This is a genomic window from Bradyrhizobium sp. Ce-3 (genome assembly GCF_022835695.1).
Classification (GTDB): Bacteria; Pseudomonadota; Alphaproteobacteria; order Rhizobiales; family Xanthobacteraceae; genus Bradyrhizobium.
This window is the reverse complement of the sequence record NZ_BQUV01000002.1, coordinates 319971-337652: the sequence shown is the minus strand read 5'-3', so window position 1 is coordinate 337652 and position 17682 is coordinate 319971. Positions and strand designations below refer to the sequence as shown.

15 protein-coding genes are annotated in these 17682 nt (G+C 65.1%); 7 read left to right on the top strand and 8 right to left on the bottom strand.

The window, feature by feature from the left end; all coding sequences use genetic code 11:
- Positions 1–157: 157 nt before the first annotated feature.
- Together BRSPCE3_RS07945 and BRSPCE3_RS07940 are read right to left on the bottom strand one after the other, a co-directional pair.
- Positions 158–622: a GNAT family N-acetyltransferase gene (locus tag BRSPCE3_RS07945; RefSeq protein WP_244065248.1), complete on the bottom strand. Its 465-nt coding sequence runs from the start codon at positions 620–622 to the stop codon at positions 158–160.
- The gene (locus tag BRSPCE3_RS07940) at positions 597–2096 is read right to left on the bottom strand and encodes an NAD(P)H-hydrate dehydratase (protein WP_244065247.1); all 1500 of its coding nucleotides are present in this window, start codon (positions 2094–2096) and stop codon (positions 597–599) included. The genes BRSPCE3_RS07945 and BRSPCE3_RS07940 overlap by 26 nt, the downstream gene beginning before the upstream one ends.
- Positions 2097–2450: 354 nt before the next feature.
- Between BRSPCE3_RS07940 and BRSPCE3_RS07935 the strand changes: the two genes are divergently transcribed.
- Positions 2451–2789 (top strand): P-II family nitrogen regulator, encoded by a 339-nt coding sequence (locus tag BRSPCE3_RS07935; RefSeq protein WP_011441447.1) that lies wholly within the window; start codon positions 2451–2453, stop codon positions 2787–2789.
- Positions 2790–2939: 150 nt separating this feature from the next.
- Positions 2940–4349, top strand: coding sequence for a type I glutamate--ammonia ligase (gene glnA, locus BRSPCE3_RS07930; RefSeq protein WP_244065246.1), 1410 nt, complete (start codon positions 2940–2942; stop codon positions 4347–4349).
- 179 nt (positions 4350–4528) lie between these two features.
- On the opposite strand, the gene BRSPCE3_RS07925 is transcribed toward glnA, so the two are convergent.
- Entirely contained in the window at positions 4529–4792 is a 264-nt protein-coding gene (locus BRSPCE3_RS07925) for a tautomerase family protein (RefSeq protein WP_244065245.1), read from the bottom strand.
- Between the two features lie 152 nt (positions 4793–4944).
- Here BRSPCE3_RS07925 and BRSPCE3_RS07920 point away from each other — a divergent pair, with 152 nt between their 5' ends.
- The gene (locus BRSPCE3_RS07920) at positions 4945–5922 is read left to right on the top strand and encodes a GlxA family transcriptional regulator (protein ID WP_244065244.1); all 978 of its coding nucleotides are present in this window, start codon (positions 4945–4947) and stop codon (positions 5920–5922) included.
- A 182-nt stretch (positions 5923–6104) separates the two neighbouring features.
- Entirely contained in the window at positions 6105–7334 is a 1230-nt protein-coding gene (locus BRSPCE3_RS07915; protein WP_244065243.1) for an ABC transporter substrate-binding protein, read from the top strand.
- Positions 7335–7390: 56 nt separating this feature from the next.
- Here the strand turns inward: BRSPCE3_RS07915 and BRSPCE3_RS07910 are convergent, their stop codons facing one another.
- The 3 genes from BRSPCE3_RS07910 to BRSPCE3_RS07900 all read right to left on the bottom strand — a co-directional run bounded on the left by BRSPCE3_RS07910 (position 7391) and on the right by BRSPCE3_RS07900 (position 12018).
- Positions 7391–8458 carry an ABC transporter substrate-binding protein gene (locus BRSPCE3_RS07910; RefSeq protein ID WP_244065242.1) on the bottom strand — a complete coding sequence of 356 codons (1068 nt, stop codon included), beginning with the start codon at positions 8456–8458 and terminating at the stop codon, positions 7391–7393.
- A 90-nt stretch (positions 8459–8548) separates the two neighbouring features.
- Positions 8549–9628, bottom strand: a complete 1080-nt coding sequence (locus BRSPCE3_RS07905; protein ID WP_244065241.1) for a dipeptidase — start codon at positions 9626–9628, stop codon at positions 8549–8551.
- A 116-nt stretch (positions 9629–9744) separates the two neighbouring features.
- Positions 9745–12018 carry a PAS domain S-box protein gene (locus tag BRSPCE3_RS07900; protein ID WP_244065240.1) on the bottom strand — a complete coding sequence of 758 codons (2274 nt, stop codon included), beginning with the start codon at positions 12016–12018 and terminating at the stop codon, positions 9745–9747.
- 346 nt (positions 12019–12364) lie between these two features.
- Here BRSPCE3_RS07900 and BRSPCE3_RS07895 point away from each other — a divergent pair, with 346 nt between their 5' ends.
- Both BRSPCE3_RS07895 and BRSPCE3_RS07890 read left to right on the top strand, forming a co-directional pair.
- Positions 12365–14659: an NF038122 family metalloprotease gene (locus BRSPCE3_RS07895; protein WP_244065239.1), complete on the top strand. Its 2295-nt coding sequence runs from the start codon at positions 12365–12367 to the stop codon at positions 14657–14659.
- Positions 14660–14839: 180 nt separating this feature from the next.
- Positions 14840–15049, top strand: coding sequence for a hypothetical protein (locus tag BRSPCE3_RS07890; protein WP_244065238.1), 210 nt, complete (start codon positions 14840–14842; stop codon positions 15047–15049).
- 97 nt (positions 15050–15146) lie between these two features.
- Here BRSPCE3_RS07890 and BRSPCE3_RS07885 read toward each other — a convergent pair whose 3' ends face one another.
- On the bottom strand, positions 15147–15917 hold the full coding sequence (locus BRSPCE3_RS07885) for a gamma-glutamyl-gamma-aminobutyrate hydrolase family protein (RefSeq protein WP_244065237.1): 771 nt from the start codon (positions 15915–15917) through the stop codon (positions 15147–15149).
- A 279-nt stretch (positions 15918–16196) separates the two neighbouring features.
- On the opposite strand from BRSPCE3_RS07885, the gene BRSPCE3_RS07880 reads away from it, so the two are divergent.
- A complete protein-coding gene (locus BRSPCE3_RS07880; protein WP_244065236.1) occupies positions 16197–17339 on the top strand; it encodes an AI-2E family transporter in 1143 nt (380 codons plus the stop codon).
- Positions 17340–17346: 7 nt separating this feature from the next.
- Here the strand turns inward: BRSPCE3_RS07880 and BRSPCE3_RS07875 are convergent, their stop codons facing one another.
- Positions 17347–17643, bottom strand: a complete 297-nt coding sequence (locus BRSPCE3_RS07875; RefSeq protein WP_166294719.1) for an antibiotic biosynthesis monooxygenase — start codon at positions 17641–17643, stop codon at positions 17347–17349.
- Between the last annotated feature and the right edge of the window lie 39 nt (positions 17644–17682).

The following is a 17682-nucleotide window of genomic DNA, read 5'->3' as shown; positions in this document are numbered from 1 at the left end:
TTGCTCCGGTCCGTACCACGCAGCTTCGAGGCTCATGGGTACTTTCGCTCGGCGGTACAGGCACTAAGTGCTCAAATGATGGCCTGTTGCCAGACCATCTTTCGTCGCACCGTGAGTTCCCCGGATCCGCCTGGGGTCAGCCAATCCGATCAATATCTCATCCGCCGCCCCTGCGCCTCCAGAGATAGCGCATGTCCGGCTCCCTTTCCTCGTTGCGGCTGCCGTCGGTTTCCTCGACCACGGCAAAGCCGCGCGCCTCGTAGAACCGGCGCGCCCGCGCATTGCGCTGGAAAGTCCAGAGCTGCAGCCGATCCGCGCCCTGCTTTGCGATCTCGAGCAGCCCGCTGCCGATGCCGCGGCCCTGCGCGGCCGGCAGCACATAGAGCTGCGCGATCCAGTCGTCGTGGAACGCGATCACCCCGTTCATCGCCTCGCCCTCGAATCCTCCCCACAACGTGCAGGTCGCAAACATCCGCTCGCGGTAGAACCAGCGGTCTTCATCCGGTGTGTGCAGCCCAGCGAGCCACGGCAGCGCTTCGTCGAACGCCGCACGATGCACGCGCGCGGCGGCATCCATGTCGACGAGCGCGAGCCGCCTAATACTCAATTTCGAACTCGTCATAGAGACGGCGGAACACGGCCGGCAGCACCTCGGTGAGATCCTCGGCGATCAGGCCGGGTCCGGCCTCGCCGGCCGCCTCGCCGTGCAACCACACGCCGATGCCGGCGGCCTCGAAGGCCGCGACGCCCTGCGCCAGAAAGCCCGCGATGATGCCGGCAAGCACGTCGCCGGCGCCGGCGGTGGCAAGCCAGGGCGGCGCGTTGGCGGCGATGGTGGCGCGGCCGTCCGGCGAGGCAATCACGGTGTCGGCCCCCTTCAACAGCACCACGGCGCCGGAGCGCTCGGCTGCCGCGCGCACCCGCTCGAGCTTGGAGCGGCCGGGATGCTTGTTGGAGATATCGCTGAACAGCCGCGGGAACTCGCCCTCATGCGGGGTGAGCACCACTCCAAGGCCGTCGGACGCCTTGATCGCCTCGAACAGCCGATCCGGCGAACCGGCGAAACTCGTCAGCGCATCGGCGTCGAGCACCAGATGCCGCCGCGCCGACAGCGCGGTATGCACGAAGTCGCGGGTGCGCGCGCTGACGCCGGCGCCGGGACCGATCACGCAGGCGTTGAGGCGCTTGTCGTCGAGTAGTTCGGCGAACTGGATCGGATTGTCGACCGCCCGCACCATCACCGCGGTCAGCGCCGCCGCGTTGACCGCGAGTGCATCGCGCGGCGAAGCCAGCGTCACGAGGCCGGCGCCGGCGCGCAGCGCGGCACGCGCGGCAAGCCGCGCCGCCCCGGTCGAGGCGATATCGCCGGAGACCACGACGGCGTGGCCCCTCGCGTATTTGTGGCCGTCGATCCGCGGCACCGGAAACGACCAGCGCCAAGCCTGCGGCACGTTCTCCGCGGTCAGCGGCTTGATCTCGTCGAGCACCTGCGGCGCGATGCCGATGTCGGCGACGCGCACCCGGCCGCAATACATCCGGCCAGGCAGCAGCAGATGCGCCGGCTTCTTGCGGAAGAAGGTGACGGTCTCGGTCGCCTGCACGGCAGCCCCCATCACGGCTCCGGTGGTGCCGTTGATGCCGCTCGGCAGGTCGACCGCCAGCACCGGCGTACCGTTGGCATTGACAGCCGCGATCATCTCGAGCGGGTCGCCCTTCACCGGGCGATTGAGCCCGGCGCCGAACAGCGCGTCGATGATCAACGCCGGCTTGCCGAGCGCTTGCGGATTGAACGGCAGCACCGGATATTTCCAGCCCTTCGCCGCCAGCGCCGCGTCGCCCTGCAGGCTGTCGCGCTCGCAGAGCAGGATCACCGAGACCTCGCGGCCGCGCGCGGCGAGCTCGGCGGCGGCGACGAAGCCGTCACCGCCATTGTTGCCGCGGCCGGCGACCACGACGATCGGCCCCTCCTCGACCAGGTCCATCGCGGCTTCCGCGACCGCCTGGCCGGCGCTCATCATCAGCGCGAAGCCCGGCGTGCCGGCAGCGATGGTCAGCCGGTCGGCGCGCTCCATCTCGGTGGTGGTCAGAACGTCCATGCCGAATCCTCAATCGCTTCGCCTTTTCGAGAGGCAATTCCTGTGACGTTCGCGGGGTTTCTACTGGCCGGCTGCATATGGATTGATCTATTTGCCTATTTGTTAGGCTTGGATATCATAGCCCATGTGGTTCGATATCAGCCGATTGCCTGTTAAAAGGCTGATAACATTCCGAAATCGGGGACCTTAACAACTTGGCATAGACCCTGCTTTTGAGGAAGCCGCGCGCAGTACCGCTTGATGCGACCATTGCGCGTGTTTCCGGCCACCGGCCGGAAGGCTTAAGACCAACCAGACTGCGCCCCACGCGCATCGAACTCGACCCTGCAATCTGCAATGCCCGGGAGGCGCTCAGTGAAGAAGATTGAAGCCATCATCAAGCCCTTCAAGCTCGACGAGGTGAAAGAAGCGCTCCAGGAAGTCGGACTGCAAGGCATCACCGTAACCGAGGCCAAGGGATTTGGCCGCCAGAAGGGCCACGCCGAGCTGTATCGCGGTGCGGAATACATCGTTGACTTCCTGCCCAAGGTGAAGATCGAGATCGTGATCGGCGACGACCTCGTCGAGAAGGCGATCGATGCGATCCGCCGCGCGGCCCAGACCGGGCGGATCGGCGACGGCAAGATCTTCGTCTCCAACATCGAGGAAGCCATCCGCATCCGGACCGGCGAATCCGGGCTGGACGCTATTTAAGGGCGGTGCTATCCGGATTTTCTGACGGCAAAAGAGAAAAAAGGCTGCTTCGGCAGCCTGATTTCGTTTGAGAAGTCACACGAACTCGCCAAAAGCGGGAATAACGTCGCTCACCGCTGGAAACCGACCCGCACATCATAAGGGGTATTCATGAAGACCGCCAAAGACGTCCTGAAATCGATCAAGGACAACGACGTCAAATACGTCGACCTGCGCTTCACCGATCCGCGCGGCAAGTGGCAGCACGTCACCTTCGACGTCAGCATGATCGACGATGACATCTTCGCCGAGGGAACGATGTTCGACGGTTCGTCGATCGCCGGCTGGAAGGCGATCAATGAATCCGACATGTGCCTGATGCCCGACCCGGTCACGGCGACGATCGACCCGTTCTTCGCCGAGACCACCATGGTCATCACCTGCGACGTGCTCGAGCCGACCACCGGCGAGCCCTACAACCGCGACCCCCGCGGCATCGCCAAGAAGGCCGAGGCCATGGTGAAGTCGATGGGCGTGGGCGACACCGTGTTCGTCGGTCCCGAGGCCGAGTTCTTCGTGTTCGACGATGTGCGCTATTCGGCCGACCCCTACAACACCGGCTTCCGCCTCGACTCCTCCGAGCTGCCGATCAACTCGTCGACCGAGTATGAAGGCGGCAACCTCGGCCACCGCATCCGCACCAAGGCCGGCTACTTCCCGGTGCCGCCGCAGGACTCGGTACAGGACATGCGCTCCGAGATGCTCGGCGCGATGGCCAAGATGGGCGTCAAGGTCGAGAAGCATCACCACGAAGTCGCGTCGGCCCAGCACGAGCTCGGCATGAAGTTCGACACGCTGACGCTGATGGCCGACCATATGCAGATCTACAAATACTGCATCCACCAGGTCGCGCACATCTACGGCAAGACCGCCACCTTCATGCCGAAGCCGGTCTATGGCGACAACGGCTCGGGCATGCACGTCCACCAGTCGATCTGGAAGGACGGCAAGCCGACCTTCGCCGGCAACAAATATGCCGATTTGTCGGAGACCTGCCTGCACTACATCGGCGGCATCATCAAGCACGCCAAGGCGATCAACGCCTTCACCAACCCGTCGACCAACTCCTACAAGCGACTGGTCCCGGGCTATGAGGCCCCGGTGCTGCTCGCCTACTCCGCGCGCAACCGCTCGGCGTCCTGCCGCATCCCCTACACCGCGAACCCGAAGGCCAAGCGCGTCGAGGTGCGTTTCCCCGACCCGATGGCCAACCCCTATCTCGGCTTCGCCGCGATGCTGATGGCCGGCCTCGACGGCATCAAGAACAAGATCGATCCGGGTCCGGCGATGGACAAGGACCTCTATGATCTGCCGAAGGAAGAGCTGAAGCAGATCCCGACCGTGTGCGGCAGCTTGCGCGAGGCGCTCGAGAGCCTCGACAAGGACCGCGCGTTCCTCAAGAACGGCAGCGTGTTCGACGACGACTTCATCGACGCCTATATCGAGCTCAAGATGACCGAGGTCGCGCGTTTCGAAATGACCCCGCACCCGGTCGAGTTCGAGATGTACTACTCGCTGTAAGTCTTACGGCAGCTTACGAATGCGAAAGGCGCTTCCGATGGAAGCGCCTTTTGTTTTTGCGGGATTCGTAGGGCGGATTAGACGCACCCGCTGCTGCTCAACAAACAAGGGTGCAAGGCGTAATCCGCCATCTATCTGATAGCGGCGGATTATGCCTCCGGCTAATCCGCCCTGCGCGCTTACACCTTCGCCTTCGCGAGCCGCCGGCCGCCGGCATCGAGCGGTCCGAAATTGCCTGCGATCATCTCCGGCGTCGGGATCATGCCGCCGAGCGACCAGCTCGCCGGCTCGCCTTCCTCGATCTTGATCCAGACGTTGCGGCGGAAGTCGGGGTTACCCTGCCCCTCGATCTCGACCATGAGGTCGGTGACGCGTTCGAGCATCGCCTGCTTCTGCGCGACGTCGAAGATGCCGCGGACGGTGGAAATGGTGACGTAAGGCATGGTCTCTCTCCATAGCTCGGGTTGTGACAACGCAGCGAAGATGGACCGGCGCGGCCCAATCAGGCAGTGGCCGATCGGACAGAGATCGGGCAATATCTGCCACCGCCCGATCGCGCCGGTCGGGTAGACTGGCGGCAAATTCCGGAGGTCCCATGAAGCTTGCGATCCTCGCACTGGAAGGCTGCATGCAATCGGCTGTCGCCGGCATCGCCGACATCCTCACCCTCGCCAACCACGTGATGCAGCTGCGCGGCGGCAAGGCACGATTCAGCTGGCAGACGCTGTCGCTCGACGGCAAGGCGGTGCGCGCCGGCGGCGGCAAGCTGCTTGCCGTCGACGGCGCCGTCGGCAAGCGGACGGCGTGCGATGCGATCATCGTGCCGGGCAGCCTGGTCGATCATCTCACCGCCGAGCGCCTGCAACCGCAATATGACCGCGCCGGCGCCTGGCTGCGCCAGCAATATGCCAGCGGCCGCCTGATTGGCGCCTTCTGCAGCGGCGTGCTGCTGCTCGCCAATGCCGGCCTGCTCGACGGCCGCCGCGCCACCATCACCTGGTGGCTGCAAAGCGAGCTCCGCCGCCGCCATCCGAGGATCGACCTCGCCAGCGATGCCGTGCTCACGCAGGCCGATCGGCTGGTCTGCGCCGCCGGCCCGATGTCGTGGGTCGATCTCTTGCTGCGGCTGATCGAACTCGTCGAAGGCGCCGAGGTCGCGAAGGTCTGCGCCGACTATGCGGTGATCGACACCGCCCAACGCACGCAGGCGATCTTCATGCCACTCGGCTACATGCTCGGACAGGACCCGCTGCTGATCAAGGCCGACATGCTGGTGCGCCGCCCCAGCAAGGCACCGATCACGGTGCGCGGCCTCGCGCACGCACTCGGCCTCAGCGAACGCACGCTGAACCGCCGCTTCCGCGAACTGACCCACGAGCCGCCGCAGGCCTTCATCATGCGCCGCCGCGTCGAGCACGCCCGCACGCTGCTGGAGACCACGGCGCAACCGATCAAGGCGATCGCCCGCGCCACCGGCTACGAGGACGAGAGCAGCTTTCGAAAGGCCTTCCGCAAGCTGACGCTGACATCGCCCCAGGCCTACCGTGCGCAGCGCGCGGTGCGCGCCGCGTAGTTGCGAGCCGCCCGCAAGACTACGGTCAGCCATACTGACGAACCCAATGACGTGACGCGCGCCGAGACGCAAAGCGCGATGTTCGGAATCGACAACCCATGAAGTCGGGTGTTCACTTCCGGCAAGGACCCGAAAGCGGCCCAATAAGACAGACGCATTCATTTTGCATGGGGAGAAACGAGATGTCTTTCGTCGCACGACGAATGGCGGCGCTTTCGACCGCCATCATCATTCTCGCTGCCGGTGCAGGCAGCACATTTGCGCAGAAGAAATACGATACCGGCGCCAGCGACACCGAAATCAAGATCGGCAACATCATGCCTTACAGCGGGCCGGCATCCGCCTTTGGCACCAATGGCCGCGCCCAGGCGGCCTATTTCCGCAAGATCAACGCCGAGGGCGGCATCAATGGACGAAAGATCACCTTCATCTCCTATGATGACGGCTACAGTCCGCCGAAGACGGTCGAGCAGGCACGCAAGCTGGTCGAAGGCGACGAGGTCTTGCTGATCTTCGCGGCTCTCGGCACCGCCTCCAATGGTGCGATTCAGAAGTACATGAACGCGAAGAGGGTACCGCAGCTATTCATCCAGACCGGTGCAACCAAGTGGAACGATCCGCAGAACTTTCCGTGGACCATGGGCTGGCAGCCCAGCTACCAGAGCGAGGGACGCATCTATGCCAAGCATATCCTGAAGGAGAAGCCAGGCGGCAGGATCGCCGTGCTCTACCAGAACGACGATTATGGAAAGGACTATCTCAAAGGCCTGAAGGACGGCCTCGGTGACAAGGCGGCATCGATGATCGTGATCGAGGATGCCTATGAGGTGGCCGAGCCGACGATCGACACGCACATCGTCAAGATGAAGTCGATGAATGCCGATGTATTCGTCAACATTACCACACCGAAATTCGCGGCGCAGGCCATCAAGAAAACCGCCGAAATCGGCTGGAAGCCGTTGCACATCCTCAACTCGGTCGGCTCCTCGCTCGGCGCCGTGATCCAGCCCGCGGGCTTCGAGAACGCACAAGGCATCATTTCGGTGGCCTACCTGATGGATCCGCTCGATCCGCAATGGAAGGACGATCCCGGCATGAAGGCATTCAACGAATATCTCTCCAAATATTTCCCCGACGGCAATCGCGCCGACAGCCTGGTGATGACCGGCTACAACGCCGCCCAGACACTGGTTCAGGTGTTGAAGCAGTGCGGCGACGACCTTACGCGCGCCAACGTGATGAAGCAGGCCGCCAACCTGAAGGGCTTCCGGACCAGCAACATGCTGCCCGGAATCACGATGAACACCAGTCCGATCGATTTCGCGCCGATCAAGCAGATGCAGCTCAGACGGCTCACGGGCGAGCGATGGGAGCTGTTCGGGCCCATGCTCAGCGCAGAAGTCGGCGGTTAGCCGAAATCCGCATCATTGTCCCGGTATCCAGCGGAACAATGATGCGGCCCCTAACGTCACACCCGGAACAGCTTCGCGTACCTCGCCTTGATGTCCTCGCTCTGCGCCTGCACCTGGGCCGGATCGGCCTTGAGCATCTTCAGCTTGTCGAGCGGCACGTGGCCGGCCTTTTCCTTCACCCTGGCGTGGAAGGAGCGGTGCGCGAACTCGTCGGCCAGCATCTGCTGGGTCTCGGCGCTGAAGAAGAAGCTCTGGAACAGCCGCGCCGCATTCGGGTTCGGCGCGTTCTTGAAGATGCCGCTCGGCACGATGATCAGCGGCGCGCCCTCGGCCGGATAGACCACCTCGACCGGCTTGCCCTGATCCCTGGCCAGCACGAGGTTATAGTCGTTGCCGTCGGCCATCACCGCGCGCTCGCCGAGCAGGATCTTCTTCGGCGGATCGGCCGCCGACTGCACTTGCATCACGCGCTGCTGCGACAGCTTCTCCAGATAGGGCCAGCCGAGATCGCGCGCCAAGACGAAGGTCGCGGTCATGATCGCGCCGGAGTAACTTGGGTGACCCTTGACGATCTTGCCACGCCATTTCGGGTCGAGCAGATCGGCGTAGCTCTGCGGCGCCTCCTCGCGCTTCACCTGCTCGGTGTTGTAGCCGATCACCTCGAACCAGGCGCAGGATGTCGCCGAGGTGCCGTCAGGGTCGATCTGGTCGGCGGGAAAGTGTTTTGCTACCTCTTCCGGCAAATACGCCGCGAGCCAGTCGTTCTTCTTCCAGTCGAGATAATGCGCGGGGTCGGTCGAGTTGGCGACGTCGACGGCGTTGATGCCGCTGCCCTGCTCCTGTGCGATGCGCTGGAAGATGCGTTCGGCGCCTGAGCGCTCGACACGGACGCTGATCCCGGGATATTTCTGCTCGAAATCGCGCGCCAGACGCTCCGCCGTGTTCAGTTCCAGCGCGCTGTAGAACGAGATCTTGCCTTCCTTCTTCGCCGCCGCGATCAGTTCCGGCGTCACGGCTTCCGCCGGCGGCGCCGCCGCCCTGATCGGCTCGGCGAACACCATGCCGGCAGCGGTTGCCGCCGTCACCTTGAGCCAGTCGCGTCTCGACCATTTGCGGTCCTGCATGCCACGCTCCCTCTATCGGGCCGTTAACCGGCCGCGCCGTTGTTGTGCGCCGACAATAGATCACGATCGATGGAAAGAGTGCAGCGGTTTTCACCGCCAGGTCTGACGGAACACGCGCATCCAATTGTCGAAAGCGATCTTGCGCAGCGTGACCTCGTCGAAGCCATGCGCGCGCAGCCCCTGGATCAGGTTCGGCAGATGGCTTGCGTCTCTCAGCGGAAGCGGCATCAGCGCTCCGTCGAAGTCGGAGCCCAGCGCAACATGGTCGCCGCCCATCCGCTCGACCAGGTAGCTGAGGTGGCCGGCAACCGTCTCGATCAGGATCTCCGGATCACGGTGCCCGTCCGGGCGCACCTCGGACACACTGAAATTGAAACCGACGACGCCGCCCGATGCCTTGACGGCGTCGAGTTGCCGGTCGGTCAGGTTGCGGGTCGCCGGGCAGACCGCATGCGCGCAGGCGTGGGTCGCCACGATCGGTGCCGTGCTGATCGCCACCAGATCCCAGAAGCCGCGCTCGTTGAGGTGCGCCGCGTCGAGCATGATCCCGAGCTGATTGCAGGCCTTCACCAGCGCCTTTCCGGCGTCCGTTAGGCCGGGGCCGGTGTCCGGCGACCGCGGATAGGCGAACGGCACGCCGTGGCCGAAAATGTTGGGCCGGCTCCACACCGGGCCGAGCGAACGCAGGCCGCGGGAATAAAGCTGCGCCAGCCCATCCAGATCGGCGTCGATCGCCTCGGCGCCCTCGAGGTGCAGCACAATCGCAAAAACCTCGTCTCGGCGTGCCGCCTCGATTTCATCCACCGTCGTCGCGCAGCGGATCGCGCCGTCGGCGCGAGCCACCATGCGCTCCAGCCCGCTCAGCTGGGCATCGATCGTGCGGCGCGCATAGGCGGGATCGAGCGGCTCGGCGAGGCGCACCTCGTAGCCATCGGCGGTTCGGACGAAATCGCCCTGGCGCGGATGTTCCGCCTTGGCGTACATCGCGAACAGGCCGCCAACCAGGCCGCCTTCCCGGGCACGCGGCAGATCGAGATGGCCTTCCTCCGAGCGCGCGAGAAAATCCCGCCCGTCTTCCCGGTACTCTACGAGGTGCTGAGCCGCGTCGTTGTGGCCGTCGAAGATTGCGATCTTGCCGGGGTCTTGCACCGCGCATTCCTCTTCCGACATGCATGCAGTCAAGCAGGATGGGTGGAGCGAAGCGACACCCGTCAAGTAGCAGGCCGCAGGAGAGATGATGGGTTTCGCTGCGCTCCACCTATCCTACGGGATAGCCGCATGACGCGCTAATTCTTCTCAGGCGGGTTCTCGCGCAGGAAGCGCTCGAGATCGGGCTGCACTGAGTAAGGCTGCGGAACCGGATCGCCCTGGAAGTCGACCTGAAGGTCGAGGCAGCGCCGCAGCATCCGCGCCAGCTCGCTGCGCCGGTAGGGCTTGGTCAGCAGCGGAATGCCGTGGCCGCCACGCACCTGCTGTGCCGGCAGCACGCCGTCGCTGTAGCCCGAGGTGAACAGCACCCGCAGCGCCGGGCGCCCAGCCATCAGCGTATCGGCCAGTTGCCGGCCGTTCATGCTGCCGGGCATCACGATGTCGGTGAACAGCAGATCGAACGCGGTGCCGCGGTCAACGATCGCGAGCGCGGCATCGGCGTTCGTCGCCGCCAGCACCTTGTAGCCGAGGCTTTCGAGCTGGCCGGTGACGTAGTCGCGGATCGTGGCGTCGTCCTCGACGCACAGGATGGTCTCGTTGCCGCCCCGGACCGGCAGGTCGTCCTCCTCGGCGGCGCGCTGCGCGGTGCCGTCTGCCTTGGGCAGATAGATCCGGAAGACGGTGCCGTGCCCCTGCTCGCTCTTGACCTCGATGCCGCCGCCGCTTTGCTTGACGAAGCCGAACACCATGCTGAGGCCGAGCCCGGTGCCCTGTCCGACTTCCTTGGTGGAGAAGAACGGATCGAAGATCTTCTCGAGATGCGATGGCGAAATGCCAATCCCGGTGTCGGTCACCTCGATCACGAGATGGTCGCCGGCACGCTCGACGCCATGCGCCACCGCCTCGGGAATCCCGAGCTGGGTGTTGCGGGTCGCAAAGGTCAGCGTGCCACCCTCGGGCATGGCATCGCGCGCATTGATGGCGAGATTGACCAGCGCCGCGCCGAGCTGGCTGCGGTCGACAAACGCGAGCCAAGCGCTGCGGCTGAGCTCGGTCCTGATCTCGGTCTGCGAACCCAGCGTCTGCGACAGCAGCCGAACCACTTCGCCGATCAGATCGTTGACGTCGGTCTCGGCGGGCTGCAACGGCTGCTTGCGGGCGAATGCCAGCAGGCTCGAGGTGAGCTGTGCGCCGCGATCGGCGGCGTCGCTGATCAGCTTGGCGATCGCGGCAAGCTGCGGGTTATCCTTGACCCCGTCGGCGAGGATCTCGATCGTGCCGGTGATCACGGTCAGCATGTTGTTGAAGTCGTGCGCGATGCCGCCGGTCAGCCGTCCGAGCGATTCCGTCTTCTGCGCCTGGATCAGCTGTTCCTCGGCGTGCCGGCGCTGGGTGACGTCCCTGACGAAGGAATTGATGATCCAGCCGTCGCCGCGGCGCAGCGCATTGAGCGACACCTCGACATAGAAGCGGTGGCCGTCGCGATGCACCGACGCGGTTTCGTAGCGCATGCCCATGCCGCCGGCCGCGGTCTCCTGCAGGAAGCGGGTGATGCGCTGCCGGTGCGCGACGCGAACCTCCTCGGGAAACACCAGCTCGACCACGCGGTAACCGACCGCCTCGGAGCGCGTCCAGCCGGTCAGCGTCTCGGCCTGCGGGCTCCAGTCGAGAATGATGCCGTCCTGGTCAGTCTGGACGAAGGCGTCGAGCGCGGTCCTGACGATGGCCTGTGCCACCTGCTCGCTCTCGACCAGCGCCTGATGCGCCTGACGCTCCGCGGTGACATCGCGCAGCACGATCACCGCGCCGCGCAGATTACCGGCATCGTCGCGCAGCGGCCTGGCGTTGGCGACAAGGTAGACAGCCGGTTCCGGCAGCAGGGGTTTGACGATCAGCTCGCAATCGTCGACGTCTTCGCCGCGCAGCGCACGCGCCATCGGCGTCTCCGCGATCGGCATCACCGTCGTGCCGTCGGCATAATAGTTCTGGAAGGTGCGAACGCCGGTCAGGATGTCAAAACCGGGTTCGACCCGGTATAGCCGCCGCGCCGCGGCGTTGACGATCACGATCATCCGATGCTCGTCGGCGACCACCACCGGATCGCGGATGCTCTCGACGGTCTTCTCCAACAGGTGCTGCCGGCTGCCCAATTGCGCCGACAGTTCGGCAAGCGTTGCCGCGAGCTGGGCAGCCTCCTCGTCGCCGCTCGGGCGTATCGGGACCGGCTCGCCGCGCGACAGCGCCTCCGCCGCCCGCACCAGCTGGGCGGGCTTCCCGGGCAGCGACCTCGCAATCATCTCAGCCGTCATCAATACCACCGCAACCGCGGCACCCGCGAGCAGCATGCCCGGCCAGGTGACGCCATGGATGAAGCCCAGCGCAAGCAGGAGCGCGACGACAGGAAGCATCATCCCCATCGCCAGACGGCCCGACAAATTCATCACGACCAACTCATCGTGTCGGCTGCACCGGAAAATCGAAAAGGAAAATCAGTATCGGAAAGGATTGTCGGCGCCGGGGCAATATCCGGTGGCTTGTGCCCCTGTTGCTTAGCCGAGTCCGGCGCGGCAATCCGCCATTTTCGTATCCGTATAAGTACGGAGAACGCCCGCCGGCACCTGCCGATGCCGGTTGAACCGCCTCCGGCGCCGGGGAGTCCAAGCCGGCGGTCTCGATTTAGGGCATCCTGGCGCGGTCGCCGGCGCGCACGAGCCGCCTGCGCTCCGCAAACTCGTTCGCCGTCTCCCGGAGGCATCGGTGCAGATCAACGTCATCTACGACCCGAGCGTCGCGTCCGCACCGTCGGGCTTCAAGACCGCGGTCGCCTATGTCGTCAACCTGCTCGACACCGCCTTCACCAATGACGTCAGCCTCAACATCCACGTCGGCTGGGGCGAGGTCGGCGGCTCGGCGATCGCGTCCGGTTTCCTTGGTGAAAGCGAGGAGGCAAAGGCGCCGGCCTACGACTACGCCACGATCAGGAATGCCTTGATTGCGGACCGCACCTCCAGCGCCCAGCTCGCGGCCTTCGCGACCTTGCCCGCATCGGATCCGACCGGCGGCGGCACATTCGACATCGGCCGCGCCGAGGCCAAGGCGCTCGGTCTGATCGGCGCCAACGATCCGGCCAATGACGGCTGGGTCGGCTTCGATGCCGCGGCGAACTGGTCCTACGACCCGACGGCCACGCCGGGAAGCAATCAATACTATCTCGTCGGCTCGATCGAGCACGAGATCACCGAGGTGTTGGGCCGCAACTCCCTGCTCGGCGTCAACGGCGAGCACTATGCCAATGGCTGGGGTGTCCCCGACCTATTCCGCTTCTCGGCGCCCGGCGTCCGCGAGCTCGCACCCGGCCCTGTCCACTCCACCGGCTATTTCTCGATCGACAACGGCGTGACCAGCCTTGCAAGCTGGAACAACCACGTCGCCAAGGGTGACCTCGGCGACTGGGACTCCGGCTTCGGATCCGGCGGGGGTCCGGGCCCGTTCGGCGACGACGCCTTCAACAATGAAAGCAATTCCGGCGTCATCAACGGCTTTACCCAGACCGATTTCATCCAGATGCAGACGCTCGGGTGGAATCCGTCGACGCCGGACAATTTCGTGTTCAACGGCGAGATCTATTTCGTCGCAGCCGGCCGCGCCGCCGGCAACCTCGTCGTGCAGGCGGGCGGCACGCTCGACGTCGCGGGTACCGCAACCGCCGTTGCGCTTGATGGCGGCAATACCGAGATCGACGGCGGCGGCACGATCCACGGCATCGTCGTCGGTGCCGGCAGCACGCTCACCGTCGATTCCGGAGGCTCGGCCGACGGCGTGACCATCGCAGGCGGACTGGTCGATGTCGCGAGCGGCGCGAAGACCGGCGGCACGCCGATCGTTTTCCAGCGCACAGGCGGCACACTCGAGATCGATGGCCACACGCCGCCGGCCAACATCATCAGCGGCTTTGCAATCGGCGACACCATCGATTTCTATGGCGTCAACATCGGAAGCAATGCCGCGGTCACGCTGCTGCCAGGCAATGTGCTCGAGCTCACCGAGCACAACAAGACGTTCGACTTTCAGCTCGATCCGACCGACAATTTTGCCGGCCAGACCTTTGGTGTCGGCGGCGACGGCTTTGGCGGCACGGCGATCTTCCTGCTGCCGTCGGTGCTGTCAGTGGTGACGAGCGGCGCCGGCATTTCCGACGGCAATGGCGACCTCGACGCCGGTCACGCCGTCACCTTCACCCTCAACATGTGCGACACCGTCACCGTGGGCACCACCCATGGCACGCCGACCTTGCTGCTCAACGACGGTGGTATCGCAAGCTATGCCGGCGGCAGCGGCAGCGACGCCCTGACCTTCAGCTACACGGTTGCAGCCGGCGACAACACGGCCGATCTCGCGGTATCAGGCTTCCTGCTGCACGGCGCGTCGTTGACGGACAGCTACGGCCATCATGCGAGCCTCGTCGGTGCGGTAACCAATCCCGGCGGCATCCTGCAGATCGACACCACTGCGCCGGAGTCCTCCGGGGTCAGCGCGGCACCGGCGACGGGTATCGAGACTGCTGGCGCGTCCGTCGCCCTGACGCTCGCTTTCAATGAAGCCGTCACGGTGTCCGGCGGAACGCCGATGCTCGCGCTCAACAACGGCGCGAACGCGATCTTTGACGCTGCAGCGACCGCGGCGCTGCACGATCCAGCCAAGCTCGCCTTCGACTATCTCGTCTCCGGGACCGACAATGCCGTCGCGACGCTTGCGGTGACAGGCCTCAACGCCAACGGCGCCACGATCGCCGATCTCGCCGGCAACGCCGCCGACCTCTCGCATGTGAATGCGAGCTTCAACAGCCTTTCAGCCAACGACTCGCCGGCCTTCTCGGCCGACGGCTTGACCCGTCCCGAACTGCATTTCGGCAGGGCAGGCAGCATCATCCTCGACACCACTGCGTCCAGCTTCGCGGCGACCTACGGCCTCGAATATCTCTATCTCGGCCTGCCCGCGGGCACGCCCTACCCGCCGGTGCCCGACACCAGCATCGGGTTTCACCTGGTCTGACGCTCAGTCAGAAGGCGTATCCTGGTTTCCCGCGCGGATAGCCGAACTGCGAACAACGGCGGTTCCCGCTCCAATTCGCTAGGAACCGAGACGCACGCGCATCATTAGAAGAAATCAGGTCACCGGAGGACTGCCTCCGGGTCGCTGAAGAGGGTCGGGCATATGATTGGCAGGTGTGAAATGTCAGCCGATCGGATCGAATACCTCGGTCATCACCTAACAATCGTCGAGCAGCGCGGTGGCGGCTATCTGGTCGAGATCGCACCTCCCGCCGGAGGGCCGTCGATCAGGACGCAAACCTACCCGAGCACCCAAGAGGCGATCGCCAAGGCCAAGACGACCATTGAGATGCATCCAGGCAGGAACAAGCTGATTGACCGCTTGAACTAGGACCGTCCTCATCGAGCCGTTCTCACGACACAAGGCGCGGAACATAGGTCCCCGCCTGCGCCGGGACGACGGCGGTGGTTGGGATGGGCGACGATCGCTACGCCGCCCGCCGCCGCTCGCGCAGCGCGTCGCCGAAAGCCTCGAACAGCGCGCGGTTGACCGGATTGCGCTGCGGATCGTATTCGGCGTGCCACTGCACGCCGAGCGCAAAGCCGGCCGCATCGGCGATGCGGATCGCCTCGATGGTGCCGTCCTCGGCGATGCCCTCGATCACGACGCGCTTGCCGGGCTCGAGGATGCCCTGGCCGTGCAGCGAATTGACCCGAATGCTCTCGCGGCCGAGGATCTTCGCGAAGGCGCCGCCCGGCGTCAGCGCGACGTCGTGACGGTCGGCGAACACCACGGTCGGATCGGGATGGATTTCGCCGTTCTCGAGCCGCGGCATCCGATGGTTCATGCGGCCCGGGATCTCGCGGATCTCCGGATGCAGCGAGCCGCCGAACGCGACGTTCATCTCCTGCAGGCCGCGGCAGATGCCGAAGATCGGCACGCCGCGCGCTACGCAGGCCTCCGACAGCGCCAGCGCCACGTCGTCGCGGTGGATGTCGTAGGGCTCGTGCGCGGCGCAGGGCTCGGTGTTGAAGCGGGTCGGATGAACGTTGGCGCGGGCTCCGGTCAGCACGACGCCGTCGACCACGTCGAGCAAGGCGCCGACCTCGGTGATTTCGGGGCTGCCCGCGAACATCAGCGGCACCGCGCCCGATACCTCGGCAACCGCACGAAGGTTGCGCTCCCCGACCATCTGGACTGTGAAACGATTTTCGATGCGATGGGCGTTTCCGATCACGCCGACCACGGGCCGTCTCATTATTGAAGTCTCGCGCAATGAATCTTCTAACTTTGCGACGTTGCGGAGACGATCATGCCTTCGAGTTCCCCCGGGATCAACCGTCTATATCTGCACAGGGGGGCTTGCAGTCCTGCACAGATTCGCAGGGCCCGAGGGCTCAAATCGGCCCGGGTGCGTTTCAGACATGCCCGGCACATTGGCGCGTCAGCGGCAAACCGGCACGGTCCCGGCCGCTTGATCCCGGCAGGATTTTCGCCAAAGACTGCACTGAACACCGTCGCGAAGGGGGAATCACCCGTGACTGACCCGGCTAACAATCGCCTGCAGGCCCGCAACGACTTGGCGTGGGCGATCGCCGTTGGCGGCATCGGCATCGTGCTGTTCGCGGCGCTCCTGGCGTTCGCCTGGCAGTTCGCCGCGACCCTGTTCCTGTTGTTCGCAGGCATGCTGCTCGGGGTGGCCCTCAATGCCATGACCACCCTGCTCGGCCGGCTGACCGCGCTGCCGCACGCGTTGCGGCTCGCGATCGTCTGCCTGGCGATGGCGGGACTCCTGTCCGGCATCGTGTTCCTCGGCGGCACCACCATCGCCCAGCAGGCCACGGTGCTGAGCAACACGATCAAATCGCAGCTCGGCAGCGTCAAGGAGTTCCTCGAGCAGCACGGTGTCGATACCAGCTATCTCGATTTCACCAACGCCGCCGGCGAGGCAAAGGGCGAAGGCACCGCCGTGACGACGACGGCGACCCCCGCAACGTCGTCGCAGTCCCACGGCATCCCCGGCGCCGGCGCGCTGGCCTCCAGCGGCGGCGCCATCATCAGTCAGACGCTGAAGGTGCTGCTCGGCACCGTGAGCGTCGTCGGCAACTTCTTCATCGTGCTGTTCCTCGGTCTCGCCTTCGCGGCCCAGCCGAGCATCTACCGCGCCGGGCTGCTGTTCATCGCGCCGGCCAAATACCGCGCCCAGGCGACCGTCATCGTCGACCGCATCGGCGAGACGCTGGAGCGCTGGCTGATCGCCCAGATCATCACCATGACCGCCGTCTTCCTCGTGACCTGGATCGGACTTGCCATCATCGGCATTCCGAGTTCGTTCATCCTCGGCATCCAGGCCGGCCTGCTCGCCTTCATCCCGACGGTCGGGGCGATCCTCGGCGGACTGATCGTGGTGCTGGCGAGCCTCGCAACTGGATGGATCGCGGCGCTGTCCGCCTTCATCCTGTTCCTCGGCGTGCACGCGCTGGAAAGCTACGTGCTGACGCCGATCATCCAACGCCAGGCGCTCGACATCCCGCCGGCAACGCTGTTCGCGTTCCAGATCCTGCTTGGCGTCGTATTCGGGATCTGGGGGCTGGCGCTGGCGCTGCCGCTGATGGCGATCGCCAAGGTGATGATCGACCACTTCAAGACGGAGGACCAAGCGCCTGCGAAGGCAGCGTAAATCCTGCTCAGCTGGTCAGCACCGTCTCGGTGTGCTCGACCTCGGGCGCCGCCGCGAAATAGGGACCGACCAGCGCGCGCCAGGCGGTGAAATCCTCGGAGCCGCGGAAGTCGACGGTGTGGTTCTCCAGCGTCTCCCATTTCGCCACGAGGCGGTAGCGCGACGGCTTTTCGATCGAGCGGTGCAGCTCGAACCCCTTGCCGCCCTTGGCGCGCAGGAACAGCGGGCGAGCCTTCGCCACCGCCGCCTCGAAATCCTTCTCGCTGCCGGGCTTGACGTCGATCTGTGCGATTTCCGTGATCATCGGGCTCTGGCCTCCCTTATTGGCGTGCCTTGGGGCCCG

Bases quoted from the DNA above. Each gene is read 5' to 3' on its own strand.
- BRSPCE3_RS07885 (WP_244065237.1), bottom strand. From the start codon at position 15,917: ATGAGACGGCCCGTGGTCGGCGTGATCGGAAACGCCCATCGCATCGAA.
- BRSPCE3_RS07915 (WP_244065243.1), top strand. From the start codon at position 6,105: ATGTCTTTCGTCGCACGACGAATGGCGGCGCTTTCGACCGCCATCATC.
- BRSPCE3_RS07925 (WP_244065245.1), bottom strand. From the start codon at position 4,792: ATGCCTTACGTCACCATTTCCACCGTCCGCGGCATCTTCGACGTCGCG.
- BRSPCE3_RS07920 (WP_244065244.1), top strand. From the start codon at position 4,945: ATGAAGCTTGCGATCCTCGCACTGGAAGGCTGCATGCAATCGGCTGTC.
- BRSPCE3_RS07905 (WP_244065241.1), bottom strand. From the start codon at position 9,628: ATGTCGGAAGAGGAATGCGCGGTGCAAGACCCCGGCAAGATCGCAATC.
- BRSPCE3_RS07890 (WP_244065238.1), top strand. From the start codon at position 14,840: ATGTCAGCCGATCGGATCGAATACCTCGGTCATCACCTAACAATCGTC.
- BRSPCE3_RS07900 (WP_244065240.1), bottom strand. From the start codon at position 12,018: ATGATGCTTCCTGTCGTCGCGCTCCTGCTTGCGCTGGGCTTCATCCAT.
- glnA (WP_244065246.1), top strand. From the start codon at position 2,940: ATGAAGACCGCCAAAGACGTCCTGAAATCGATCAAGGACAACGACGTC.
- BRSPCE3_RS07940 (WP_244065247.1), bottom strand. From the start codon at position 2,096: ATGGACGTTCTGACCACCACCGAGATGGAGCGCGCCGACCGGCTGACC.
- BRSPCE3_RS07875 (WP_166294719.1), bottom strand. From the start codon at position 17,643: ATGATCACGGAAATCGCACAGATCGACGTCAAGCCCGGCAGCGAGAAG.
- BRSPCE3_RS07945 (WP_244065248.1), bottom strand. From the start codon at position 622: ATGACGAGTTCGAAATTGAGTATTAGGCGGCTCGCGCTCGTCGACATG.
- BRSPCE3_RS07910 (WP_244065242.1), bottom strand. From the start codon at position 8,458: ATGCAGGACCGCAAATGGTCGAGACGCGACTGGCTCAAGGTGACGGCG.